Genomic DNA, 24,397 nt, shown 5'->3' with positions numbered 1-24,397 from the left:
AGTCTGTTTCATAGACTGGCAAGTTCGGCGGGCATTTGTGCCCGGTTTCCGGGGCTGATGCCCGCCATCTTGCGACGGAGTTTTCCTTTATGTTTTCTTTATTTCTGGAGCAGCTTCTGAACGGCCTTCAGTCGGGGGTCATGCTGTTTCTGATGGCATCGGGTCTGACGCTTGTTTTTGGTGTCATGGGGCTGATCAATCTGGCGCACGGGTCGCTTTATATGGTAGGCGCGTTTGCGTGCGCGGCCGTTGCGGCATGGACCGGTTCATTCTGGCTGGGGCTTGTCGCGAGTTTGATGGCGGCCGCCCTTGCGGGGGCGCTGGTCGAGATGCTTGTGATCCGCAGGCTTTATAAACGTGACCACCTTGATCAGGTGCTGGCGACATTTGCGCTTATTCTTATTTTTTCCGAAGGCACCCGGTGGATTTTCGGGTCCTTCCCGCTGTTTTTAAATGTCCCCGAAGCCCTTTCGGGTACGGTAACGATGCCCGGTGGATCGGAATATCCGATTTTCCGGCTGGCGATTATTGTCGCCGGTCTGATCGTGGCGGCGGGTCTTTTTGCCCTGATTGGCAAGACGCGGCTTGGCACGCGCATTCGTGCCGGGGAAGCCGACCGCGAAATGATTGCCGCACTGGGGATCAATATCGACCGGCTTTATACGGTTGTTTTTGCCCTTGGTGCGGCATTGGCAGGTCTTGCCGGGGCGTTTGTCGGCACGACGCAATCGGTACAGGTTGGCATGGGCGAGCCGGTTCTGATTTTGGCATTCGTTGTTATCGTGATTGGCGGGATCGGATCGATCAAGGGCGCACTTATCGGATCGCTTCTGGTGGGCTTTACCGACACGATGGGGCGGTTTTTGCTGCCCATCGGGTTCGAGGCATTTTTCGATCCGGCAAGTGCGACGGCGATTGGGTCGGCCCTTGCATCGATGCTGATTTATATCGTTATGGCGCTGGTGCTTTTCCTGCGGCCAAGCGGTTTGTTCGGGACGGAAGCCTGATATGAGCATGAACCGCGAAACCATCCTTAATATCGTTCTGGCGGCGTTGCTGATTGCGGTGCCGGTGATCGCACAGATCATGGGTGAGCCATTTATCATCACGCTGGCGACCAAGGTTGCGATCCTTGGCATGGCGGGGGTCGGGCTTAATATCGCGCTTGGCTATGGCGGGCTTGTATCGTTTGGTCATGCGGCGTTTTTCGGGATCGGGGGCTATGCCGCGGGTATCCTTGCCAGCCATGCGCTGAATTACGAGCCGATCATGGAGGCGCCGTTTGAAATCAACGGTACGACGCAGATGATTGTTATCTGGATCGTGGCATTGATCGCATCGGCTTTGGTGGCGCTTCTGATCGGGGCGATCACGCTTCGGACCAGTGGTGTCTATTTCATCATGATCACGCTGGCCTTTGCGCAGATGATCTATTATTTCGCGATTTCCTGGCCGGCCTATGGTGGGGAAGACGGGCTTTCGATTTATGTGCGCAACAGCTTCCCGGGGCTGAACACGCTTGATCCCATCAGCTTCTTTGCGCTGTGTGCCGCGATGCTGGGTATTGCGATTGCGTTTTCAGCGGTGCTGATCCGGTCGCGGTTTGGTTTGGCCCTGCATGGGGCGCGGCAAAACAGCCAGCGCATGATGGCGATTGGTATTGCGCCGTTCCGTGTGCGGCTGGTGGCGTTTGTGATTTCGGCGATGATTACCGCATGGGCCGGTGCGCTTTATGCCGATCTGAACCGGTTTGTCAGCCCGTCGATGCTGTCATGGCATATGTCAGGCGAAATCATGGTGTTTGTCATTCTTGGCGGGGTCGGGCGGCTGTTTGGTCCGGTCGCGGGGGCGGCACTTTACATCATTCTGGAACATCTTCTGGGCGGCATGTTTGAATATTGGCAATTGCCGCTGGGTATTCTGTTGCTGGTGGTGGTGCTGTTTGCACGCGGTGGCCTGATCGGCCTTCTGGCGGGGGAGCGCAAACATGCCTGAAGCCATTCTTTCACTATCCAATGTCACCAAGCAGTTCGGCGCATTGCTGGCGAGTGACAATGTGTCGCTGGACCTTATGCCCGGTGAAATCCATGCCCTGATCGGGCCGAACGGGGCGGGGAAATCCACCCTGATCAAGCAGATCGCGGGCGAGATCAAATCTGATAGCGGCAACATCCGCTTTGCCGGACGCGATATCGGCGATCTGGATGCGGTGGAACGATCCCGCATGGGGTTGGCGCGGACATTTCAGGTGTCGTCGCTTATGCCGGAATTCTCCGTCCTGCAAAACGTCGTTCTGGCGCAGCAATCGGTCAGCGGGAAAATCTTCCGGTTCTTCAAGCCGGTTCTGAGCGATGCGTCGCTTCTTGAACCGGCGATGGCGCAGCTGGAACGGGTTGGTCTTGCCGACCGGGCCCAGATGCGGGCGGCCGATATTTCGCACGGCGAACGCAGGCAGCTTGAAATGGCGGTTGCGTTAGCACTTAAGCCGCGTGCCTTTTTGCTGGACGAGCCGATGGCAGGCATGGGACCGGAAGGCTCCAAACGTTTGACCGGGTTCCTTGACGGATTGCGGGCAGAGGCGCCGATCCTTCTGGTCGAACATGATATGGATGCGGTCTTTGCGCTGGCCGACCGGATTTCGGTTCTGGTTTATGGGCGGGTGATTGCGACCGGAACGGTTGACGATATTCGTGGCAATGAAGACGTCAAGCGGGCGTATCTGGGGGAGGAAGCCTGATCATGAGCGCACTTCTGGAAGTATCAGGCATCACCGCATTTTATGGTGCGTCGCAGGCGCTGTTTGGTGTTGATCTGATCGTGAACGAGGGCGAGGCGGTTGCGCTTATGGGGCGCAACGGCATGGGCAAGACCACGACGATCAAGACCATCTGCCGGATGATGAGCCACCGGGATGGCGAGGTCCGCTTTGCCGATACCGACCTTGCAAAACTGCCATCGCATAAGGCCGCCCGCCTTGGCATCGGACTTGTCCCCGAAGGGCGGCGGTGCTTTGCCCGGTTAAGCGTGATGGAAAACCTGATGGCGGCGGCACGGGCCGGTGAATGGGATTTTGACCGGGTGGCGGATTTGTTCCCACGGCTTGCCGAACGGCGCGATCAGAAGGCGATGACGCTTTCGGGTGGGGAGCAGCAGATGCTTGCCATCGGGCGGGCATTGATGACCAACCCAAGGCTTCTGATCCTTGATGAGGCGACCGAGGGATTGGCACCGGTGGTGCGGCAGGAGATTTGGGCCGCGATCAACCGGTTGAAGCAATCCGGCCTTTCGATCCTTGTCGTTGACAAGTCGCTTAAAGAATTATCCGGCGTTGCAGACCGTTATGTGGTGGTCGAAAAGGGCGTTACCGCATGGACGGGGGCGGTTGGCGATTTGACCGACGACCTTGCCGACCGGTATCTGGGGGTGTGAGATGACGACATTCACCTATGCCCAGAAGGTTCTGTTTCAGCATTGCGACCCGGCGGGGATCGTTTTTTATCCGCGCTATTTCGAAATGATCAATGCGACGGTCGAAGAATGGTTTGAGGACCGCATCGGCTTCAGCTTTGCGCAGATGCATGGTGTGGACGAGGTGGCGGTGCCGACCGCGGGGCTTCAGATCAGTTTTACCGCGCCAAGCCGCCTTGGCGAGATGCTTGAGTTTCGGTTGGTGCCGAAACGGTTGGGGCGGTCGAGCCTTGATCTTGAAATCACGGCTGTCTGTGGCGACGAGCAACGCCTTTCGATGACAGCAACGCTGGTCTTTACCAGAAGGGGTGCCGGGAAATCGGTGCCGTGGCCCGATGATTTGCGTGCCAAAATCGACAACGAAATCAATGAAATGGTAGAAAAAGATGCATAAAATCATTCAGCCAGACGGATGGAAACCGCCCAAGGGTTACGCAAATGGCGTGCTGGCCGACGGGGTGCCGCTTTATATCGGTGGGCAGATCGGCTGGACGGCCGATCAGGTCTTTGTCGCCAAGGATTTCGTCGGTCAGATGGAACAGGCGCTGCGCAATATTGTCGATGTGCTCGAGGCCGCCGGTGGCGGGCCGGAACACCTGACGCGGCTGACATGGTATGTGGTCGACAAGAAGGAATATCTTGCGAAACAGCGTGAGGTCGGCGAGGCCTATCGCCGGGTGCTTGGCAAGAATTTCCCGGCGATGACGATGGTTGTGGTAAGCGCCCTTGTCGAAGACGAAGCCCTGATCGAGATCGAGGCGACGGCATCGATCCCGGCGGATAGAAACGCGGCCTGAAACGCAAAACCCCGGCAGATGCCGGGGTTTTTGTTGGTCGGTAAAATCAGATTTGCCGGAAGATCAGGGATGTGTTGATGCCGCCAAAGGCGAAATTGTTGCTCATCATATGTTCGGCCGAAAGGCTTCTGGCGTCGCCAAAGATGTAATCAAGTTCGGCGCATTCCGGGTCGACCTGTTCAAGATTGGCGGTGGCGACAAATTTGCCTTCTCGCATCATTTCAAGGCCAAGCCATGCCTCAATGGCACCACATGCGCCAAGGCTGTGACCGAAATGGCCCTTTAGGGTGTGCATCGGAATGGCGCGATCGAACACCGCACGGGTCGCCTTGCTTTCGGCAAGGTCGCCGTGATCGGTTGCGGTGCCGTGGCCATTGACGATATCGATATCCGATGGTGACAGCCCGGCAGTTTCAAGCGATTTACGAAGGGCGACTTCCATTTTGTCCGCCGCGGGCTGCGTGATGTGTGCGCCGTCCGAATTGCTGGCGAAGCCGACGATTTCGCCATAGATGGTCGCCCCGCGGGCCTTGGCGTGTTCGTATTCTTCGAGGATCAGCGTTCCGGCCCCTTCGCCGATCACCAGACCATCGCGCCTTGCATCATAGGGGCGCGGGGAGAGTTCGGGGGCGTCGTTGCTTGTGCTGGTGGCAAACAGGGTATCGAACACGGCGACCATGGTGGGGCAGAGTTCTTCGGCCCCGCCTGCGATCATCAGATCCTGCATGCCGAATTTGATCGCCTCATACGCATATCCGATCCCCATGCTGCCCGATGTGCAGGCGGTCGAGGTCGGGATGATGCGCCCGGAAATGCCGTATAGCACGCCGATATTGACGGCCGCCGTGTGGCTCATCATCTGGATGTAGCTGGTGGCGGTGATGGCGTTGCTGTCGCCATGTTCCATCAGGCGGGTGAAGCCGAGAACGGGCGGGGTGCTGCCAAAGGATGATCCATAGGCAATGCCAAGACGCCCGCCCTGAAGGATGGCGGCATCATCACGAAGCCCTGCCATTTCGAGTGCCTTGTCGGTGGCATCAACCGACATCTGCGCGACGCGGCCCATGCTGCGAAGCTGTTTGCGGCTGAACTTGCCCTTGAGCGTGAAGTCCTGCACGGGGGCTGCCAGGCGGGTGCGCAGATCATATTTGCCATCCCAGTCATCCATGCGCCGGATGCCGGTTTCGCCCGCTGCCATGCGCGAGGATATGGTTTCCCAGTTATCACCAAGGGCGGTGATGCCCGCCATGCCGGTGACGACAACGCGGCGGGTGGAGGATGTGTTGCTCATAACATGCCCCCATTCACACTGATGACCTGGCGCGTGATGTAGGACGCATCGGGGCTGCACAGAAACGCGATGGTGGCGGCGACCTCGTCGGTTGTGCCATAGCGGCGCATCGGGATCATCGCCTTGACCTCGTCCGCGGGCAGGTCGCCGGTCATCTGGGTTTCGATCACGCCGGGGGCGACGGCGTTGACGGTGATTTTGCGTTTGGCGAGTTCAAGGGCAAGCGATTTGACCGCGCCGATGATCCCGGCCTTTGAAGCCGCATAATTCACCTGCCCGCGATTGCCAGCGATCCCGGCGATGGAGGTGAGCGCCACGATCCGCCCGCCCTTGCGCCGTTGAATGATCGGCATGATCAGCGGTTTGATCACATTGTAAAAGCCATCGAGATTGGTGTGCAGAACCCGATCCCAATCGTCGTCTTCAAGGGCGGGAAACGGTCCATCGCGGGTCAGCCCGGCATTGAGGATCACACCATAGGGCGCGCCATGATCGGCAATGTCGGCCTCAAGTGCCACGCGTGTTGCGTCCCGGTCGGCGATATCGAACCGGATCAGGCGGGCAGTGCGGCCAAGGGCGATGATATCATCACGCACGGCTTCGGCCCCGGTTTGATCGGAATGATAATGGACGATGATATCAAAACCGTCCCTTGCAAGACGGCGCGCGGTGGCGGCACCGATCCCCTTGCTTGCACCTGTTACCAGAATGGTTTCTGTCATGGCTTTGTCGTTTCTTGGTTGCTGGATGGGGTTTCGGATGCGGCGTCATTGGGCTGATAGACATTGATGCGCGCCGTCACAAGGGGTTCGTCACCTTTGCGGACTTCACCGTCAAACACACCCATTTCGCCGTCTTCGAAAATGTTTTTCACATGGACGACAAGCACATCGCCATCGGCAAAGCCGTCGCACGCCATGGTCATTTTGCGCGTGCCGAGCAGATAACCGATTTTGGGGGCTGTGCCGGGGGCCGCCGATTGGGCACGCCAGCCGCTATAGGCGGCGACCGACTGGGCGATATATTCAATCCCGACATAGGCGGGGACGCCGTGCGTTGGGGTGAAGAACAGGCTGTTTTTGGTGATGCGGACTTCTGCCGTCAGGCTTTCGGCATCGGCAGCGAGAATGCGGTCGATCAGGAGCATCGGGCTTGCGTGCGGCACCAGTGTTTCGACGGGTGGGAAGGCGGGTTTTACAGACGCATTCATGCGCGGTTCCCCCGGTTCCAGCCCCGGCCCAGAATGACCGAGACGTTGCTGCCGCCAAAGGCAAACGAGTTGCTCATCATCGCCAAGCGATCCGAAGGGGGCAATCTGGTGCCCGGTTTGGTCACCAGATTGATGTCGGGAATTTCGGGATCAGTCGCACCATCCCAGATATGACGCGGCAGGGGCGCGCCATGGGCGGCATCGCAAAGCGAGAGCCAGAGCATGGCGGCTTCGATGGCGCCCGCAGCACCCAGCGTATGGCCGGTCATGGGTTTGGTGGAGCTTGCCGGGACGTTGGCGCCGAGAACATCACAAACGGCACGGGCTTCCATGCCGTCATTAAGCGGGGTCGCGGTGCCGTGCAGATTGATATAGGCGGTGTCAGATGGTTTGAGTTTGGCGTTTGCCAGCGCGTTTTGCATGGCCATTGCCGCCCCCCGGCCATCGGGATGCGGGGCGTTGGGGTGATGGGCGTCGGAGCTTTCACCGACACCGAGCAGTTCGATGTCGCCCGCATCACGGCGGAGGATGAAAATTGCGGCCCCTTCGCCGATATTGATGCCGTCGCGATTGATGCTCATGGGATTACAAATGTCGTTTGATACCGATTGCAGGGCATCAAAGCCGCGCACGGTCAGACGGCAGAGGCTATCGACGCCGCCGACCAGAACCGCATCGCACAGCCCGGCATTGATCAGGCGCGCCCCGGCGGCGAAGGCCTTGGCACTCGACGAGCAGGCGGTTGAAATCGCATAAGACGGCCCGCCAAGATCAAAGGCATCGCGCAGGAAATCGGCGGGCGATCCGATTTCCTGATGGCTATAGACGAACATTTCGGGGAAGACACCACCATCAAGGGCGGCTTCGTAATCGCTTGTGCCTTCTTCGATGCCCGATGTGCTGGTGCCCATGATGACACCGATGCGGTCCCGGCCGATATCGGCGATCAGATTGGTGATATCGGTTTCGATCTGCCGGGTTGCGGCCCAAAGCAGACGGTTGTTGCGGGTATCGTGGCGGGCAAGGTGATCGGGTAGCGGTTCGGGATCATGCGTGACGGTGCCAAGGATCGTGGTGCGGTCGGGCAGGAAGCCATCGCGTGCGATCATGTCCGCCGGGCGATCGCCAAACAGGGTCGTGCGACTTTCATCGATCCCGCTGCCAAGGGCCGATACGATGCCAAGGGCGGAAAGATACAGCGAACCCGGCGTCATGATGACGATCCGGTCCGTTGTGAACGGATCGTGATGACATAGCCAAACCGTTCATTGCGAAGGTTTGCCACACCCTGCCAGACATCGCGGATCGGGCGTTCGATCCGGGCATAGGCGCGGCCGTTGTCATCCATGCGAAGCATGCGTTCGCCCATGGTTTCGCGGATCGACATATTGCCCGGCAGGGCATCGCGCACGACATCGAGCGGCCAATAGACCATGACGATATCGGCAAGCATGCGCCCGGCATCAAGCGTTTTGGGCAGCCAGTCGGCGGTTTGGACCGACAGGGCATCGGTCGACCAGTCGATATCAATCGCGCGACGGCCCAGATCATCGATCATGACGATGCGGACGTGATCGTGTTCAAGGGACAGGCGGGCCTGAAAGGTGCCGGTTTCGGTTTCGTTGCTGCTGGTGTTTTTCCAGCTTGCCGTGACCTGCTGGGTGACGTCGATGGTGTCATCATCGGCCCATGGCTGTTCGGGCAGGGTGAATTCGTAACCCTCGTCAAGCATCACGGCTTGCGCCGGTGTTGATGTAAAGACGTCCGGCATGGAAAAGTCGGGCATTGTCAGATCGGGCATGTTCATTGTTTCACAGGCGCTCAGGCCCGTGGCAAGCATGCCAGCGACAAGGGTTTTTACGACGACGGAGCGCATAGATCGTGCAACATCTCAAGATAGCGTTCGGTTTTGGCGACCAGCGGGTTTTCCATATTCCATGCATAACCTGCAAGGATCGAAACGACCATACGTTTCAGTTGTGAATCGTCATCGGGCTGATTGAAAATAATCGTCTGTAACCGTCCATCATACCATGCATCGACGTAAGCCCGGAACGTATCGACGCCCTTTGACAGTGGTTCGGCAAAATCCATGTTCCAGTCAACGGCACTGCCATTATGACGCGCGATCAAGGCCTTGGCGGCCAGTTCGGCGGAATGCATGGCAATGGTGACCCCCGATGAAAAGACCGGATCAAGGAAGCCCGCCGAATTGCCCAGCAGCACATAACCATCGCCAAAAAGTTTTTCCGACTGCGCGCTATATCCGGCGATGGAATTGAGATCGCGGATCGGTTCTGCATTGGCCAGAAGGCTTCCGAGCCGCGTATCGTTGATCAGCTGATTGAAAATGTCCTGATCGGACATGCCGACAAAGGCGGGGTCATTATCGGGATAGATCGCACCGACGGATGCGGTGCCATCGGAAAACGGGATCAGCCAGTACCAGATTTCATGACGGGTCGGATGCACCGTGATCAGGATTTTTTCGCGGTCATAGCCGGGATCGGTGATGTGATCGCGCATATGGGTGAAAAGGGCACGGCGTTCAATCGACTTGCCGGGCCGGGCAAGGCCGAGCATCCGGGGAAGGACGCGGCCATAGCCGCTGGCGTCGACCACGAACCCGGCACGGAGTTCACCAGGATTGCCATTGGCATCGGTGAAACCAAGGCGGCAATCGCCATCGGCAAGTTGTGCGGATGTGACGCGATGGCCAAAGCGGATATCGACCCCGGCGCGGGCGGTTTCACCTGCCAGAATCTGGTCAAAGCGGGCGCGTTTGACCTGAAACGTGGTGCCCCAGCAATCGGATGGTTCGAAATTCTGGCGGAAATCAATCGACATATATTGGGGGCCGCATTCGAAGACGGCACCGTTTTTAAACTGGAACCCGGCATCGGTCACGGCATCCAGAAGCCCGGCACGTTCAAGTACATTCATGCAGTTGGGCAGCAGACTTTCGCCGATGACGAAGCGCGGGAATGTTTCGGCTTCGAGCACGGTAACGGCCATGCCGGCATCATGCAGGAATTTGGCAATGACCGATCCGGCAGGTCCGGCACCGATGATGGCGATATCGCAATCGGGTCTCACTATTCCTGTCCCCGCTGGTTTTGGGTTTGCGTGTTATTTTTTGCTGGCGCGGTCATCCAGAAGGCCAGGAACCACGCACCGATCAGGCCGATGGCAATCACCGATCCGATATCGCGCACCAGTGGTACGGATGATGTGGCAAGCAGGCCAAAGGCCAAGACGCTGCTGATCAGCGACAGCAATACCGCAAGTCGGGTGTCGTCATCATGGGTTTCGTTACGGCTTTCGGCCAGAAACAGCACGTAATCAGCCCCGATGGCAAAGACCAGAAACAGCGCCATGGTGGTAAAGAAGCTTTGGGCGATGCCAAAGGCATAGCCGCCCAGCACTGCAAACAGGATCGCCCCGGCGGGCGCGGCAAAAACGCAGACGCCGGTGCGAAGCCCGTAACGCAAAACTGCAAGGATGGCGGCGACACAAAGCGCACCGCCCAGGGCAATCCATGCCCACAGGCGGTAGGCGGCAAACTGGTTGTTGATCGCGGTGGGTGGATTGATCAGGGTGACGTTTTGGATATCGCCAAGGGCGTCACGAATGGCGTCAATATCGGTGGCGTTGCGAAGCCGGATGATGTCCGACCCGCCGGAATGCAGGCGGGTGATTTCGGGCAATGTCCTTGCCGCATTGTCATCGGGGATGAGGTAATCGGCATCTTTATCCGGCGCAGTGATGTTGACCGTTAACTGATCGGAAAGGGCCAGGCCAAAGCGATCATAAAGGCCGGTTGTGACCAGATCGCGGTTTTCGGTTTGCCGGGTGATGGACGGGATCAGATCGGACAGGCCGATCATGCCACCAAGCCGGTTATCGGCGATCAGCGGTGTCAGGGCACCCCGCACCGCTTCGCCGGTTTCAAGGCGGGTTTGGGGATCGGTGTCGTCAATGCGAATGAAGACGGGGCTGCCGCCGAGGCCGAGGATATCGGCGATTTCACTGGCGTCTGATATCAGCGCGTCATTGCCGTGGCCGAACTGGCGGATATCGTTATTGCCGGGGATCAGGAAGGCCGCAAGCGCAAGGGTGATGATGATCGCGGCACTTGCGATCAGTCGCACCCGGATCGGGGCAAATGTTTTGCCAAGGATAGCTTGCAGACCGTCATGCAATTTGCGGATCGGCGAGGAAGACCTGACATCACGGGCCGGGATCAGGGGCAGCAGGAACAGCACCGAACAATAGGCCGCCACCAGACCGGCGACGGAATAAACCGCGATCTGGGACAGCAATTGCGTGGGGCTGAGTGACAGCGCGCCAAAGCCGATCACGGATGTCAGAAGGCCAAGGCTTAGCCCCGGTCGGATTTTGCGCAGCCGGTCCGTGGGGGATCCGGCGGCAGAGCGCAGCACAAGGTAATGCAGGGCATAATCGACCGAAATGCCGATCATGGTCGCGCCAAACACCAGCGCAATCGAATGGATCGCCGGGAAGATCGCGATCACGGCGGCGAGCCCCGCCAAAAGACCGCTGCCGACGACGAGAAGCGCCCCCAGAAGCGGGATGGGTGAGTAGAACACCAGCCCGATCATCATAAGGATGCCGATGGTTGCGATGATTGCGATGCGTTGCACATCAGCTTGGGCGCGGGTGGCTTCTGCCACGGCAAAGAAAATCTGGCCGGTTTTGGCGGTGGTCAGGCCGGGGGTGGCATCGGTGATGGATTGCAGGGCGGTGTTGGCCCCGGTGACCCAACGTTGATCATTGCCGGAGCTGCGCAGATCGGGTGACAGGCTTGCCATCACCGGCAGGTAAAATTGCCCGTCGCGGGTGATGATATCGTTGCCGGTGCCGAGCTTGGTGCCAAGGTCGGACAGGAAGGCGGGCAGAAGCGCGAACGGGTCCTGTTTTAGCGACTGGCTGCTTAGGGTCGTTGCCGGGGAATAGAGGTTCTGAAGTGCGCGGCGATAAAGGGTTTCGGCGTTGCCATTTGCCAGCTTTTCGCGATCAGACGGTGATAGCAGGCTGTTGGCGTGCGGACCATAAAGCGCCATCAGGTCGGCAAAGCGGTCGTTGTTGTGACCGGGAAGGGTGATGGTTTGCGTGCCATCAAGGGCCGCGATCCGGCCCGCGAAATCAGTGGCGGCGGTTTCAAGTGTGTCGCGGTCGGGGTGCGAAAGCATGAAGATCGCCTGCTGACCATCATTTGCCAGCAGATGGCGGACGGTGGCGATATCGCTTTGCGGGCCGTTTGGGTCGGCATTTTCCTGCCCGATCAGGGACAGGATATCGGCATCGATCCCGGTATGGCCGCCGCATAATTGCCACGTGGCAAAAGCCGCCATTGTGATCAGGCACAGGGCCCAGAGGGTTGCGCGCAATGCCATTACTGAACCGGGCCGGTCAGAAGGTCGGCAAATTCGGGCGGCAGCGGCAGGCCTTGCAATGCCTGATCGGAAAGGGTGATGGCATCATGATCGCCGGTCGGTTTTTCCAGTCGGACATTTTCAACAAAATCGGTGCCGGTGGCGGTGATTTTGCTGATCTGGTTTTGGATGGTGCTGCCATCCTTTGGCGTCAGGATGACCTTCCATGCGCCTTGTTCGGTTGTGTCCTTGGCGATGTCAAAACGCTGTTCCAGCGGTTGCCAGTTTCCGGCAAGCACAGCCGAAATCAGTTCGACAAACTGGCGGAACTGATCGCCACGCGCCAACTCGTCGCGGTTGCCCTGATCATCGATCCGGGTGATGCCGTGATCATCAAGGATCGTGGTGCCGGGAAACGGGGCAAGGGTGCGCCAGACCAGCCCGTTTGCAGGAGACAGGACGAAATCACCGTTCGAGGTGAGCGGCTTTTCAAAGCCGTCAAGGTGGCGGTCCATGGTGAAACTGCCGCCGAGATATTGTTCGGTGCCGATGGTGGCCGGGGCCGGAATATCATCCGCCCGTGCGGTGCCGGCCATGCCTGCAGCCAGCAGGGCGGCGGTTGCGATGGATGCGATCAGGCGGCGGATCGGGATCAAACAAGGGCCTCCATCTTTTCGATGAAGAAATCGGGGCTGCGGTAAAGCATTTCGCCGGTGGATTTTTCGACAGCGACCTGAATGGTGAATCCCTTGGTCAGTTTTTCACCGGTTTTGCTGTCGCTGACCAGATAGTCGATTTTAAGCCGGTTTTCATATTCGCGGAGCGTTGCGGTGATCGTGATGTTTTGCCCGAATGTGCAAGGGCGGACATATTTGACCCGCATGTCCACTACCGGCCAGACATAGCCCGACGCATCCATTTGCGGATAGTTGTAATCGACCCTGTCCAGCAACGCGCAGCGAGCATTTTCAAAGAACTGCACGTAATTGCCGTGCCAGACGACATTCATCGGATCAAGGTGATAGAACTGAACCGTTTCGGTGACCGACGCACTGATCATGATGCCAAGTCCCCGCCATAAAGCGCCCAGTGACGTGATTGAATGCGATCAATCAGAAGGCGGAGTGTTGCTTCAAGCGGCTGGTCTTCGGCGATGAAGGGGATGTCATTGCCAAGCGCATCAAGGAAGGTTGTGATGTCGCTGCCAAGCTGATCGGCTTTGATATCACCGTTTTTAAGACGTAGCGTGATCGCCTGTTTGACGGCGATCAGGTTGGCAGCGGCGACCTGTTCGGTCAGTTGCAGGATGCGCAGGCAATCGCGCGCGGCAATTGTTCCCATGCTGACCTTGTCCTGGTTATGGCATTCGGTCGAGCGCGAAAAGACGCTGGCGGGCATGGTGTTTTTTAATGCCTCTGCCGTCCAGGCGGAAACGCCGATCTGCACGGCCTTTAGCCCATGATTGATCGAAGCGCGATCCGCATCCGATCCCGACAGGTTCGATGGTAGGCCATGATTGAATTTGGTATCGACCAGAAGCGCCATCTGCCGGTCCATCAGATCGGCCAGATTGGCGATCAGGGTTTTCATGCCATCAGCGACAAAGGCGACATGCCCGCCATAGAAATGACCGCCATGCAGGATGGTTTCGCCTTCGACATCGATCAGCGGGTTGTCATTGGCACTATTAAGTTCGGTTTCGAGCGTCGCGCGGAAGGTCGGCATCATGTCGGCCAGAACGCCGATGACATGCGGTGCACAGCGCAGCGAATAGCGATCCTGCAAGCGGGCCGGGGCATAATTGGTGCCGAGATCGGCAAGGTCGGTTTCAATAAAGGCGGCAATGCGGGCCTGCCCCGGATGGGGTTTGGCGGCAAACAGGCATTTGTCAAAATGGGCCGGATTGCCGAGCAACCCGATAGAGGCAAGTGCTGTGATGCGCGCGGTCAGGCGGCAGAGGTAATCCGCGCGTACGAATGCCTGACACATCATGGCGGTCATGACCGATGTGCCATTCATGATCGCCAAGGCTTCCTTGGGGCGTAGCGTTAACGGCGTTAACCCGGACGCGCCAAGCGCATCCAATGCGGTCATTTTCTGGCCGCGATAAAGCACGTCGCGTTCGCCAATCAGGGCGGCTGCCACATAGGAAAGCGGGGTCAGATCGCCGCTGGCGCCGACCGATCCTTCTTCGGGGATCAGCGGCGTGATGTCATGTTCGAGAAGGCCGGCAAGCTGGCGCAGAAGATCAAGGCTGACGCCGGAATAGCCGGTGCAAAGTGATGCCAGCCGGACAGCAAGGACGGCGCGCGCCTGATCGGGCCTGAGAATATCGCCAAGGCCGCAACCGTGAAACCGGCTGAGATGAAGCGGCAGTTCGGCGACCAGTTCGGGCGGCACACGGCGCGAAACGGAATCACCATAGCCGGTGGTGACACCGTAGATATGGCCGTGATCGCGCAATTCCCGATCAAGGAAATCGGCCCCGGCCTGAATGCGGCTGGTGAATTCCGGGTCGGATGACAGGACGGGCAGGGCGCGTTGTTCGGCAAGGGCAACGATATCTTCGATGCGCAGGTTTTCCTCGCCAAACAGGACAGTGGTGCGGCTGTTATTCATTGTTGTCCTTTTTATTCGCCCAGAAGTCATAGAAATTGAACCATTGCAGCGGCCGCGTCACAACAAGCTTTTCAAGCCAGCCTGCATATTGTTCGGCATATTCGGTGATTTTACCGACCCGGTTGGCACGCGGCAGGGTTATTTTATCGGCCAGTTTTTCCCACGCGATTTCAAACCGGTTTCCGTTGCGCCATGCCGCAGCCATATAGACCGGGCATTGCAGCAGATGGGCCAGAACAAACGGCCCCTGCGGGAACGGAGCCGGATCGCCCAGAAACGGGACACTTACCGATTTATCACGCGCACCAATGGCAACGCGATCCGCCGCAATCACGATCCATTCGCCGCGTTCGACCTTTTCACGCAGCAGCATCGCGGTATCGGGGCCGATTTCGGTGACCTCGATCAGGTCGACCTGACTTTCGGGGGCGAATTTTTGCAGGACACGGCCAAAGCGGGCGGCGTTTTTCTGATGCAATAGCACATTGACGCGAAAATCGCGGTCGCGGCTGGCGATGGCGCGGACCAGTTCGATATTGCCGAAATGGGATACGAACAGGATGACGGCCTGATCACGCGGCATATAGTCAAACAGGCTTTCGGCGTGATCGGGCAGGTCAAGATCATCGATCTTCATTTCGCCCGACCATGCTGCGATTTTATCCAGCGCGCTTTCGCCGAAATTCATGAAATGACGGAAACTGTCACGCAGACCCGGTTTGGGTTGGCCGGTGATGGCGGCAATCCGGGTCAGGAAATCCTGCGATGCGCGGCGCGCAATTCGCCCGGTGGCAAAGAAATAGGCGATGATCGGAAACATCACGACCATGCAAAGCCGACGCCCGCCATAACGGTAAACCATGCCAAGGAACCGGATGCCCCAATACATGCCGCGTTCATCAATTTCCGACCAGTGCCGGGCGGATTTGCCCCCGGTTTCAGGATGTTTTTCGGGATCAATACCGGTGCGGTGTTTTTGCCCGAAATGACCACCACGGGCGATGAAGCCCGGCAGGCGGATCAGCATTCCAAAGAACAGCCGGGTGTGCATCCAGCTGATCAGGACATTGTCCTTCCACATGCGGAAGTTCGATGTGTTGTTTTCGGGATAAGTGACTTCGGTCGGGACGTGATGGATCGGGACACCGCGCCAGTAAAGGCGCACCATCAGTTCGGTATCGAAATCCATCTTGTGACCGCAGCCTTCTTCGCGCCAGACCGCGAGGCTTTCGGATACCGGATACACGCGAAAGCCGCACATGCTGTCGCGGATATGGGTGGATAATGTTTCGATCCAGACCCAGACATGGGAAATCCAGCGCCCGATGCGGCGTTTTTCCGGAATGCTGTCATCATAGACCGGAAGGCCGGTGATGAGGGCAGCCGGATCTTCGCGGGCGATGCGGATCATTTCTTCGATCCGGTCAAGATTGTGCTGCCCGTCGGCATCGACCTGAATGGCGTGGGTGAAACCGGCGCGTTCAGCCATGGCAAGGCCCGCCATCACCGCCACACCCTTGCCACCATTTTCATCGAGATGCTGACAGGTAACCCCGTTTTCGGGATCATGCAGGCTGGCCACAACATCATGCGTTTGCACGTTCGATCCGTCATCAATGATGATCACCGGCAGATCATATTCGCGGATGCGCGCCACGACATCAGCCAGGACGTGATGGTGGTTATGGGTCGGGATGACGGCACAGATTTTCATGAGGCAGCCTCGCGCCATTTCAGAATACCGGAGCTGTGATCGCCTTCGGCGTCGGAATGATAGCGGAATTTGATTTTCGCACTGTCGCGGTCGCAATCAAGTTCCAGCATCACGGTCGATCCCGGTGTGATCGGCTTTCGGTATTTTAGTTGTGTCACTTCACCGATGGTGACCGGTACGTCAAAAAGCGCTGCGGCCTGATCCACGGCCCAGTGCAGTTGCACCACCCCGGGCAGGATCGGCATGCCGGGAAAATGGCCACGGAAATAAAGCAGGTCCGTTGGCAGGTGCAGCGACAGGTTGACGCGGTCATCATCGCGATTTTGTATAACGATTTCAGGCGTTAAAGGTTCCATATCGGCAAAAAGAGCGCGCAGCAAATGAAGCGGGCGTTTGCCCTGGCTGTCGGATGGCAGCTGATCGACAAAGCGCCAGCGTTGCGGCAGGGCAGCGTCGTCTTCGAATTTGGCGATTTCACGCCGCAATTGCCGGCCCATGCGAAACCGCCCGATATCGGCCAGCATATCGCGGCCCGCGGGTGACAGCACGGCCACCACGCCAAGGCGGCGGTCATTTTCATCGGGGATCAGGGCAATGGCGTCTTCGACCAGATTGCTTTGGCGCAGATGGCGTTCAACCGCACCAAGCGAAATGCGTTTGCCTTCGACCTTGACCACCCGGTCGGCCCGGCCATGCAGGGTGAAGGTGCCGGTTGCGTCATTGATCTTTGCGATGTCTTCGGTCTGATACCAATCATCGCCTGCAATATGGGCGGCCCGCACGCGAAGGCATCCGGCGTCATTTAGGGCGACCTCGACCCCCGGTAGAGGATGCCACGGGCAGTTGTCGCCGGTCTGCTGACGGTGGGCGATGCCGCCGGTTTCGGTGCTGCCGTAAATTTCGGTCGGACAAGTGCCAAGCATGGCGGTGGTTTCGGATGCGGCGGCAAGGTCAAGCGGACCGCCCGATGAAAAGATCAGTGACGGGCGCGGTACACGGGCGAGATCGGGATGCAGGTTTTTAAGATGCGCGGGGCTTGTGATCAGGACATCGCCATTATTGATATCGCCCTGCATCATTTCCCAATAGGGGGCGGGATCGGCGGTAAAGACACGGCCCGTGATCACCGGCCAGACGATGCGGAAAATCAGGCCATAGATATGCTGATGCGATACTAGGCCGACAATGCGCGCGCCTTCGGGGATGTGCGGCTGCCAAAGCGGTTCCTGTATGGTGATTTCGGCTTCGATCAGGGCCAGTGTTTTAGGGATGGGCTTGGCATCCCCGGTCGAGCCAGATGTAAAGAATACCGCGCGGCAATCGGTTGCGGCGGGCAATGTCATGTGGCTGCCGGTATTGGTTGCGGTAGCCGCAGCAAGTCTTTCGAGGATGGCGGCGTCATCCAGATACAGATCGAACTGGCTGCTGATACCATCAAGATAGGCGGGGCGGTCGGTTGCCGGGAAAATCACGGTCGCACCCGCACGCCATGCCGCGGTGATCGCGATCAGGAGCAGACGAGCCGACTGGCAATGGATGGCGATGCACGAAGATTGGCGCAAGGTTGGGGAAAGCCGGTCGATATCTGTCAGGATATCACCCGCACAGAAGACCCGGCCGCCTTCGACGCAAAGGGCGGTGGCGGCGTTTTTCGGATCATGCAGGTTTGCGATAAAGCCGGTCATGGGGTTTCGATATTGTTTCCGGTTTTGCGATCATGGCGGGCACGCAAGAAACGGCGGACCGGCCATTCGCCAATGAACAGGATGCCGATCAGGCCATAGGACAGAAGCCCATTATAAAGCGTCCAGATTTCCATGCTCGCATAAAGTGCCGTCCATGTGGCAATCATCGCGTTGAACGCGAAAAATCCGATCCAGACCTTGGTCAGTTTGCGCGTATAGGCAACCGAATAGGCATCAAGATCGGGCATTTTAAGCCGTGCCAGGCGTTCGACCATGGGGCGTTCGGTAAACAGCGTAACGGTAAAAACCGTGCCCATGGTCAGGCTGACGATCACCGGATAAAAGCGGATGGCGACCAGTTCGCTTGCGATGCCGCCTGCGGCGACAATGGCGGCGACCAGAACCGCAAGACCGGCAGGCCCATAACGTTTTTGCAGCGCAAATGAAGCGGCACGCAACAGAACGAGGATCAGAAGCCCGATCAGGATGATCTGCGGGGAAAAGACCGTCAGTCCGAAATAGACCAGAACCGGATAGATGATACCCAGTATGGCAAGCAGGATGGTCGCGATCCGTTTAGGAACTGACCAGGTCATGGATCTTCTCGACGACGTCATCGACGGTGCGGACAGACCGGAATTCCATGGCCGGGATTTTCTTGCCGGTGATTTCCTGGAATTTGACGATCAGGTCGACGGCATCGATGCTGTCGAGGTCAAGGTCCTCGAACAGGCGGGCGTCCGGGGTGATATCCTCGGACGGGACTTCGAAAAGTTCGACAAGGTAATCGTGAAGCTGCTGATAAACGTCCTGGCGACTTTGCATGATTACCCCTCCTTGCCCGATGCCTGAATGAATTTCGCCAGATTGCGCACGGATGCAAAATGGGTTTTCACATCTTCGTTCTTCGCATCAATCCGGACATCGTATTTTTTCTGGATCGCAACGCCAAGTTCAAGGGCATCGATGGAATCAAGGCCTAGCCCATCGACAAACAGGGCTTCTTCGCTGTCGATATCCTCGACACTTATGTCTTCGAGATTAAGCGTCTCGATAATGAAGGCTTTAAGTTCTGTTTCCAGCGAAGTCATGCGTCAGTCTGTCCAGATAATAATCCTTGATGATCCGGGTCAGCAAACGGGCCTGTCTGGCGCGGCTTAATGTCGGATCAGCAATGTCCCCAAATGATAGCGGTGCATCGACCACGAGGCGAAAACGGATTTTCGACGGCGGAATGCGATACCACGGTACCCCCTTTTTCAGGGTATCGTGATTACAGTGCACAACCACAGGAATCAAGTCGACTTGTGTTTCTATCGCGATATTCGCTACCCCGCGTTGCAATTGGCCCAGTTTGCGGCGGCTGGGCGTGCGCGTGCCTTCGGGGAAAATCAGGATACAGGCACCGTTTGCGAGATGATCGCGCGCCTGCGAAATCAGGTTTTCCGGGTCATCATTATTGCGAATGAAACCAGCCGCACGTACCACACCGGCCATGAACGGATTGCGAAACAGTTCGTGTTTGACGACACACTGGCAGCGATCCATCTGTGCCAGGATCATCACGACATCAAGCAATGTCGGGTGATTGGCGATAATAAGCGCCCCACGCGCGGATCGCAGGCGTTCGATATTTTCGGTTTCGGCAACCGCCACACCGGTGACATCAAGCATCCAGGTGAAAAGGCGAAAACCGCGGCAGATAACAAACTGGGCATAGCGGCGGCGTTTGGCGCGGTCCTGCAGGATGACCATCATGGCGGGGAAGATGGTGATGGCCATCAAAAGCCCGCCCAGACCAAAGGCCGAAAAGGCAAAGCCGGTCGCCAGCAACCGCCAGTACCAGTTAAAGCCTTTTGTCGGCCGTGTCGGCGTGCCTTGTCTTTCAGCCATTCGATTGCATTATCCAGCCGCCGGTCTTTCCTGGCAGGTGCAATCCGGTTTTGGATGACGCATCCAGACAGGCGGCAATCGCACGTGCCTGCCGGTGGGGCATGGGGGCGGGATCATGGTCGGGGATCGGATCGAACCAGAACATTTTGCCATCTGTCGCCGTTGGCTGATCAAAGCGGATGGCAAGGGCAGTGCCGGAAATATCGTCCGGGTCCTGATCCTGATAGATGTCGGGCAGCGGCAGATCGACGTAGCACAGGATGACCGGGCCATCCTCGCTGGTGAGCTGGCATAATGTTTCGGTCAGGGCCGCGATCAGGCTGTCATTCCCGGCCGAAATCGCGGTGTGGCTTTGGGTGATCGACCAGTTGATCGAGGCAACACCGACCAGCGCATTATGCACCGACATGCTGAAATCGGCGGGTGAGAGAGTTTCGTTTGTCGCGACCTGATGGAGGAGTTTCAGCGTGCGATCAATATTGCCGTGGCGGGAGGCAAAAACGATATGCGGGTTGTCGCCATCACAGATGGTGTGGCCGAGCACCTCGGCGGCGGCGCGGCCATACAGATCCAGACGCCGCCGCCAGGCAGGTTTGAGGCTGCGCGCCAGATTGGCATTATTCATGTCGTCAATCGGGACTGCGATGTGCCCGGACGTTCCGGATTTCAGGACCGCATGATCATTGCGGTCTTCCCAGAACGCCCAGTGCGAAATTCTGGCCTGCAGCAGCGTCATATCAAACCTTATTGGGCAAGGGCAGCCTTTGCCGATACCTCACGCAGGATATCCTGTCTCAGATTATTGACCCAGCGATTGTAATTATAATGGATCGAAGTACCATCATAATTCAGGTTGGTGCTGTCGACGTAGGAAATCGAAAATTCGGACTGATCAAAGTCGATTTCGACCTTGGCAAGATGGTCGCGCGGGGAATAGGTCGCGATCAGTTCACCTGCGGCTTTGCGCTGAACGATCCATTCGCGGTCGCCTGCGGCCTTGATGATGCTTTCTTCGATCTGTGCCATGCTGAGTTTTGCCGCATCAGCCGGGAAGGGCTGACTGCTGACATTCTGGACCGGGGCGGTGCGGCACGCGGCAACAACAAGTGCCAGCAAACCGACGACTGCAAATTTCAAACTGCGCATATCCAACCTGCCTTTTGTTGATATTATCCGATTGATCCGGTGCATTGGATCAATTATCGCGTTTTTTATTGCCCGAGCCGGGCAGACGCCCCTGATTTAAAGAACCCGTCGCCAACAACACAACCAAAACTTGCCAGATATATGAAAAAAAACGCAATCATCGATGTCAATACCGCGTTTGAGGGCAGCGTTTTATGGTGCTGGCAGCGGATCAATGATCTGAAGGGGGAGCGTGCGGAAAAGCGCCGCCAAAGTTCGATGCGCGGGTGGCAGATGCTGGGCGGTCTTGGCCGGCATATGTGGCCCGATATTGCGGGGGATGCGGCATTTGAAACCGTGCGGCAAAGTTCCGGCCGGCCCGGCCTGATCATCAATGGTGTGATCCATTGTGCGAGCATCAGCCACAGCCGCGACCTTGTGGCGGTGGCGATTGCCAAAGAGCCCGATGTCATGATCGGCATCGATATCGAATATCGCGAGCCGAGCCGTGATATCGACGCCCTGTCACGCTGGCTGTTTGACGGGGATGCGGATGGCCGGGATTTTTATCAGGGCTGGTGCGATTACGAGGCGGCCTTCAAGGCAACGGGCGAAACCGACCCGTTGGCACAGGCACGCGCGACATTGATCGCGATTGAAACCATCGATAGATTTTCCGGCGCGCTGGCGCGGGTTTGACAGGGTCGGATTTTAGCGGCTTGAATTTGCGCGATAATATTGCGACAGGTAAAGCTGTCGGCAATCGGGGGGCGGAAAGAAACATGACGCAAAATGTCTGGGTCGGTCAGAACATCACGGCGGGTGCCCGGTTGCGGCTGTTCTGTTTTCCGTTTGCCGGGGGTGGGGCGTTGGCCTATCGGCCGTGGCTGACGCAATTCCCCGATGACATCGATGTGGTGCCGGTCAATCTGCCGGGGCGTGAGCAGCGGTTTGGTGATCCGGTGATTGATGATCTTCCGACGATGGTTGAGGCCGTTGCCGCGGGGTTAAAGCCCGTTATGGATCTGCCGTTTGCGTTTTTCGGTTATTCGATGGGGGCGCTGATTTCCCATCATCTGGCCTGTCATCTGCAACAGGCGGGGATGGCTGTGCCGGTTCATCTGTTTGTTGCCGCAAGGCGGGGGCCGAATGTGGCCGGGCATCGGGCGCCGTTGCATCATCTGTCATCGGATGAGTTCTGGCGGGGGATTGCCAATTATGGCGGGACGCCCACCGAAATTCTGGAAAATGCGGAATATCGCGCCCTGTTTGAGCCCAGCCTTAGGGCGGATTTCAGATTGTCGGAAACCGCAGTTTCGACCGGATTGCCCAGACTGTTCTGCCCGATTACCGCCTTTGGCGGGGCGGATGATCCGAACCCGGTGCCGGATGAACTGGATGACTGGGCGGCGGCAACCACGGGCGACTTTGCCAAGCATGTTTTGCCTGGCGGGCATTTTTTCCTGCGTGATGCCGGGGATGACATCATGCGCGTGGTCAGGGATGCGCTGATTGCGTGATGGATCAGGCTTGGGTGGTTTGACGTCCGTCGACAAATTCGCCGTCGCGGACATGATAGATCGTATCGGCGGTATCAAACCAGCGATCATCATGGGTGACACAGATGATGATCTTGCCCTGTTTGCGTAAGGAGGGCAGGATTTTTTCATAGAAGACCGAGCGGAAATGCGGGTCCTGATCGGCGGCCCATTCATCAAGGACAAGAACCGGCTTTTCTTCTAGCAGGGCTGCGATCAGGGCAAGGCGTTTGCGTTGCCCCTGTGACAGCGAGGTCGTTGAAAAGGCGTTATCATCCAGTTCGACCTTGTCGTCGATTTCCATCTGTTTGAGCAGTGTTTCGACCCGCTTCGGATCAATATCATCAATGCCGTAGAGTTCGCGAAACAGGTGATAGTCCGAGAGCACGGTCGCGAAATGATCGCGATAAAGCTGCAGGGCGTCGGTCGGCACCGGGCAGTCATTGACCATGATTGATCCGCCTGCCGCCGGGCGAAGGCCGGTCAGAACGGCGATGATCGTCGATTTGCCCGCCCCGTTGCCGCCGGTGATAAAGGTGATTTCACCCTTTTTGAAGGTGGCATTGATCGGGCCGACGGCAAAACCCGGGCTGTCCGATGTGCCGGGATAGGCGAAACGAACGTCGCGCAGGCTGATTTCGGTGATATTGCCAAGGGCATCCTGGAATTTTTCAAGGGTTTCGAGCGATGACGTGCCGTTTGTGGCTTCCTGCGCGTGCTGGGCGTCAAGGGCGTCTTCGAGCTGATCATCGATATCCTTGATCTTGCGGAGCGCCACATCGGAATCAGTAAAGCTGGGCACGGCGGCAACCACAGCCCCGATCGGGCCGATCATGAACAGGGCTGCGGTCGTGGTTTGCACGGCAACGTCGTGATAGTCCGATGTGAAAATCGGAACGATGAACACCATGGCCGCCATCATCCCGTAGAAAGCCAACTGGATCAGGGCGAATTCGCGTGACCACTGGGCCTTGACCACGGATTTGGTATCGCGTGCCCGGATGGATCGGTCATTGAGCGCACCGAGAAGTGCGGCACGACGCCGACTGTTCATTTTGACTTCCTTGAAGCCATGCAGAAGATCGGACAACCCGCCAAAGAGCAGGTTTTCATCATCGATCGCATCCCGGGTCGCATCATTGATTTTACGGATGCGTTGCAGATGGATGGTCGAAACCACGATGGCCAGAACCGAAATCATCACAAAGGCAAAGGTCGACAGCCACGCAAGATAGGCCGCGACACAGATGATCAGGACCACCTGCTGCACGCCGTTCAGCATCAGGGGCAGGGCGGCGGATACGGTTTGCATTTCCTGGGTCAGCGCGGTTTGAACCGCACCCTGTCCGACCCTGGCCAGGGTATCGGGGGCGGCTTTCCGCACGCGATCAAACATGCCAAGGCGGAGCTGATGGAGGATGTGTTCGACTTCGGCGGCGATCATGTCGCTGGATTTCTTCTGGGCCCAGATATAGCCGATCAGCGACAGGCCCATCATGCCGAGATAGCGCATGCTGGCAACGCCGTCTTCGGCCTGTTCGGCGGCCAGGTTGACGATGATCAGCACCATGGTGGTGGCAATCGAGGCCAGTGACAGCAGGCCAACGGCAAGCCGCAGATCGATGCGGGTTCGGGATCGCAGAAGATCAATAAGCAGCATG

The 24,397-nt window shown here is 57.9% G+C and carries 27 protein-coding genes; 8 read left to right on the top strand and 19 right to left on the bottom strand.

The window, feature by feature from the left end:
• The first annotated feature begins 89 nt into the window (after positions 1–89).
• From J7395_RS17510 to J7395_RS17485, 6 genes are read left to right on the top strand one after another with little or no spacing between them, the layout of a single operon-like run.
• On the top strand, positions 90–1,007 hold the full coding sequence (locus J7395_RS17510; protein WP_062953519.1) for a branched-chain amino acid ABC transporter permease: 918 nt from the start codon (positions 90–92) through the stop codon (positions 1,005–1,007).
• Position 1,008: 1 nt separating this feature from the next.
• Entirely contained in the window at positions 1,009–1,995 is a 987-nt protein-coding gene (locus tag J7395_RS17505) for a branched-chain amino acid ABC transporter permease (RefSeq protein WP_209222761.1), read from the top strand.
• Positions 1,988–2,737, top strand: a complete 750-nt coding sequence (locus J7395_RS17500; RefSeq protein ID WP_062953521.1) for an ABC transporter ATP-binding protein — start codon at positions 1,988–1,990, stop codon at positions 2,735–2,737. The genes J7395_RS17505 and J7395_RS17500 overlap by 8 nt, the downstream gene beginning before the upstream one ends.
• A gap of 2 nt (positions 2,738–2,739) precedes the next feature.
• A complete protein-coding gene (locus J7395_RS17495; protein WP_063094840.1) occupies positions 2,740–3,429 on the top strand; it encodes an ABC transporter ATP-binding protein in 690 nt (229 codons plus the stop codon).
• A 1-nt stretch (position 3,430) separates the two neighbouring features.
• A complete protein-coding gene (locus J7395_RS17490) occupies positions 3,431–3,862 on the top strand; it encodes a thioesterase family protein (protein WP_063094838.1) in 432 nt (143 codons plus the stop codon).
• Positions 3,855–4,265, top strand: a complete 411-nt coding sequence (locus J7395_RS17485) for a RidA family protein (protein ID WP_062959088.1) — start codon at positions 3,855–3,857, stop codon at positions 4,263–4,265. Before J7395_RS17490 ends, J7395_RS17485 begins: the two co-directional genes overlap by 8 nt.
• Positions 4,266–4,311: 46 nt before the next feature.
• On the opposite strand, the gene J7395_RS17480 is transcribed toward J7395_RS17485, so the two are convergent.
• The 18 genes from J7395_RS17480 to J7395_RS17395 are packed head-to-tail and all read right to left on the bottom strand — an operon-like array spanning position 4,312 to position 21,219.
• Positions 4,312–5,556, bottom strand: coding sequence for a beta-ketoacyl-ACP synthase (locus J7395_RS17480; RefSeq protein ID WP_209222759.1), 1,245 nt, complete (start codon positions 5,554–5,556; stop codon positions 4,312–4,314).
• Entirely contained in the window at positions 5,553–6,278 is a 726-nt protein-coding gene (gene fabG / locus J7395_RS17475) for a 3-oxoacyl-ACP reductase FabG (protein WP_209222757.1), read from the bottom strand. Before fabG ends, J7395_RS17480 begins: the two co-directional genes overlap by 4 nt.
• Entirely contained in the window at positions 6,275–6,766 is a 492-nt protein-coding gene (locus J7395_RS17470) for a hypothetical protein (protein WP_209222755.1), read from the bottom strand. Before J7395_RS17470 ends, fabG begins: the two co-directional genes overlap by 4 nt.
• Positions 6,763–7,980 carry a beta-ketoacyl-[acyl-carrier-protein] synthase family protein gene (locus tag J7395_RS17465; protein ID WP_209222753.1) on the bottom strand — a complete coding sequence of 406 codons (1,218 nt, stop codon included), beginning with the start codon at positions 7,978–7,980 and terminating at the stop codon, positions 6,763–6,765. Before J7395_RS17465 ends, J7395_RS17470 begins: the two co-directional genes overlap by 4 nt.
• A complete protein-coding gene (locus tag J7395_RS17460) occupies positions 7,977–8,567 on the bottom strand; it encodes a DUF3261 domain-containing protein (RefSeq protein ID WP_209222751.1) in 591 nt (196 codons plus the stop codon). The genes J7395_RS17465 and J7395_RS17460 overlap by 4 nt, the downstream gene beginning before the upstream one ends.
• A gap of 56 nt (positions 8,568–8,623) precedes the next feature.
• On the bottom strand, positions 8,624–9,862 hold the full coding sequence (locus J7395_RS17455) for an NAD(P)/FAD-dependent oxidoreductase (RefSeq protein ID WP_209222749.1): 1,239 nt from the start codon (positions 9,860–9,862) through the stop codon (positions 8,624–8,626).
• Positions 9,862–12,183, bottom strand: coding sequence for a hypothetical protein (locus tag J7395_RS17450; protein WP_209222747.1), 2,322 nt, complete (start codon positions 12,181–12,183; stop codon positions 9,862–9,864). The genes J7395_RS17455 and J7395_RS17450 overlap by 1 nt, the downstream gene beginning before the upstream one ends.
• On the bottom strand, positions 12,183–12,818 hold the full coding sequence (locus J7395_RS17445) for an outer membrane lipoprotein carrier protein LolA (protein ID WP_209222745.1): 636 nt from the start codon (positions 12,816–12,818) through the stop codon (positions 12,183–12,185). The genes J7395_RS17450 and J7395_RS17445 overlap by 1 nt, the downstream gene beginning before the upstream one ends.
• Entirely contained in the window at positions 12,815–13,222 is a 408-nt protein-coding gene (locus J7395_RS17440; protein ID WP_209222743.1) for a thioesterase family protein, read from the bottom strand. Before J7395_RS17440 ends, J7395_RS17445 begins: the two co-directional genes overlap by 4 nt.
• Positions 13,219–14,781, bottom strand: a complete 1,563-nt coding sequence (locus J7395_RS17435) for an aromatic amino acid ammonia-lyase (RefSeq protein ID WP_209222741.1) — start codon at positions 14,779–14,781, stop codon at positions 13,219–13,221. The genes J7395_RS17440 and J7395_RS17435 overlap by 4 nt, the downstream gene beginning before the upstream one ends.
• Positions 14,774–16,495: a glycosyltransferase family 2 protein gene (locus J7395_RS17430; RefSeq protein ID WP_209222739.1), complete on the bottom strand. Its 1,722-nt coding sequence runs from the start codon at positions 16,493–16,495 to the stop codon at positions 14,774–14,776. The genes J7395_RS17435 and J7395_RS17430 overlap by 8 nt, the downstream gene beginning before the upstream one ends.
• A complete protein-coding gene (locus J7395_RS17425; RefSeq protein ID WP_209222737.1) occupies positions 16,492–18,180 on the bottom strand; it encodes an AMP-binding protein in 1,689 nt (562 codons plus the stop codon). Before J7395_RS17425 ends, J7395_RS17430 begins: the two co-directional genes overlap by 4 nt.
• A complete protein-coding gene (locus J7395_RS17420; protein ID WP_209222735.1) occupies positions 18,177–18,776 on the bottom strand; it encodes a hypothetical protein in 600 nt (199 codons plus the stop codon). Before J7395_RS17420 ends, J7395_RS17425 begins: the two co-directional genes overlap by 4 nt.
• Positions 18,757–19,005: an acyl carrier protein gene (locus tag J7395_RS17415; RefSeq protein ID WP_062953537.1), complete on the bottom strand. Its 249-nt coding sequence runs from the start codon at positions 19,003–19,005 to the stop codon at positions 18,757–18,759. Before J7395_RS17415 ends, J7395_RS17420 begins: the two co-directional genes overlap by 20 nt.
• Positions 19,006–19,007: 2 nt before the next feature.
• Positions 19,008–19,271 (bottom strand): phosphopantetheine-binding protein, encoded by a 264-nt coding sequence (locus tag J7395_RS17410; RefSeq protein ID WP_007090636.1) that lies wholly within the window; start codon positions 19,269–19,271, stop codon positions 19,008–19,010.
• Entirely contained in the window at positions 19,246–20,073 is an 828-nt protein-coding gene (locus tag J7395_RS17405) for a lysophospholipid acyltransferase family protein (protein ID WP_209222733.1), read from the bottom strand. Before J7395_RS17405 ends, J7395_RS17410 begins: the two co-directional genes overlap by 26 nt.
• On the bottom strand, positions 20,066–20,809 hold the full coding sequence (locus tag J7395_RS17400) for a beta-ketoacyl synthase chain length factor (protein WP_209222731.1): 744 nt from the start codon (positions 20,807–20,809) through the stop codon (positions 20,066–20,068). The genes J7395_RS17405 and J7395_RS17400 overlap by 8 nt, the downstream gene beginning before the upstream one ends.
• A gap of 8 nt (positions 20,810–20,817) precedes the next feature.
• A complete protein-coding gene (locus J7395_RS17395) occupies positions 20,818–21,219 on the bottom strand; it encodes a hypothetical protein (RefSeq protein WP_209222728.1) in 402 nt (133 codons plus the stop codon).
• A gap of 141 nt (positions 21,220–21,360) precedes the next feature.
• On the opposite strand from J7395_RS17395, the gene J7395_RS17390 reads away from it, so the two are divergent.
• Both J7395_RS17390 and J7395_RS17385 read left to right on the top strand, forming a co-directional pair.
• On the top strand, positions 21,361–21,897 hold the full coding sequence (locus J7395_RS17390; protein ID WP_209222726.1) for a hypothetical protein: 537 nt from the start codon (positions 21,361–21,363) through the stop codon (positions 21,895–21,897).
• A gap of 83 nt (positions 21,898–21,980) precedes the next feature.
• Positions 21,981–22,718: a thioesterase domain-containing protein gene (locus J7395_RS17385; protein ID WP_209222724.1), complete on the top strand. Its 738-nt coding sequence runs from the start codon at positions 21,981–21,983 to the stop codon at positions 22,716–22,718.
• A 4-nt stretch (positions 22,719–22,722) separates the two neighbouring features.
• On the opposite strand, the gene J7395_RS17380 is transcribed toward J7395_RS17385, so the two are convergent.
• Positions 22,723–24,396: a cyclic peptide export ABC transporter gene (locus J7395_RS17380; RefSeq protein WP_209222722.1), complete on the bottom strand. Its 1,674-nt coding sequence runs from the start codon at positions 24,394–24,396 to the stop codon at positions 22,723–22,725.
• Position 24,397: the final 1 nt, after the last annotated feature.

Source organism: Thalassospira sp. A3_1 (genome assembly GCF_017744215.1).
GTDB lineage: Bacteria > Pseudomonadota > Alphaproteobacteria > Rhodospirillales > Thalassospiraceae > Thalassospira > Thalassospira lucentensis_A.
Note: the sequence above shows the minus strand (reverse complement) of the source record. Positions and strands in the feature narration are given on the sequence as shown.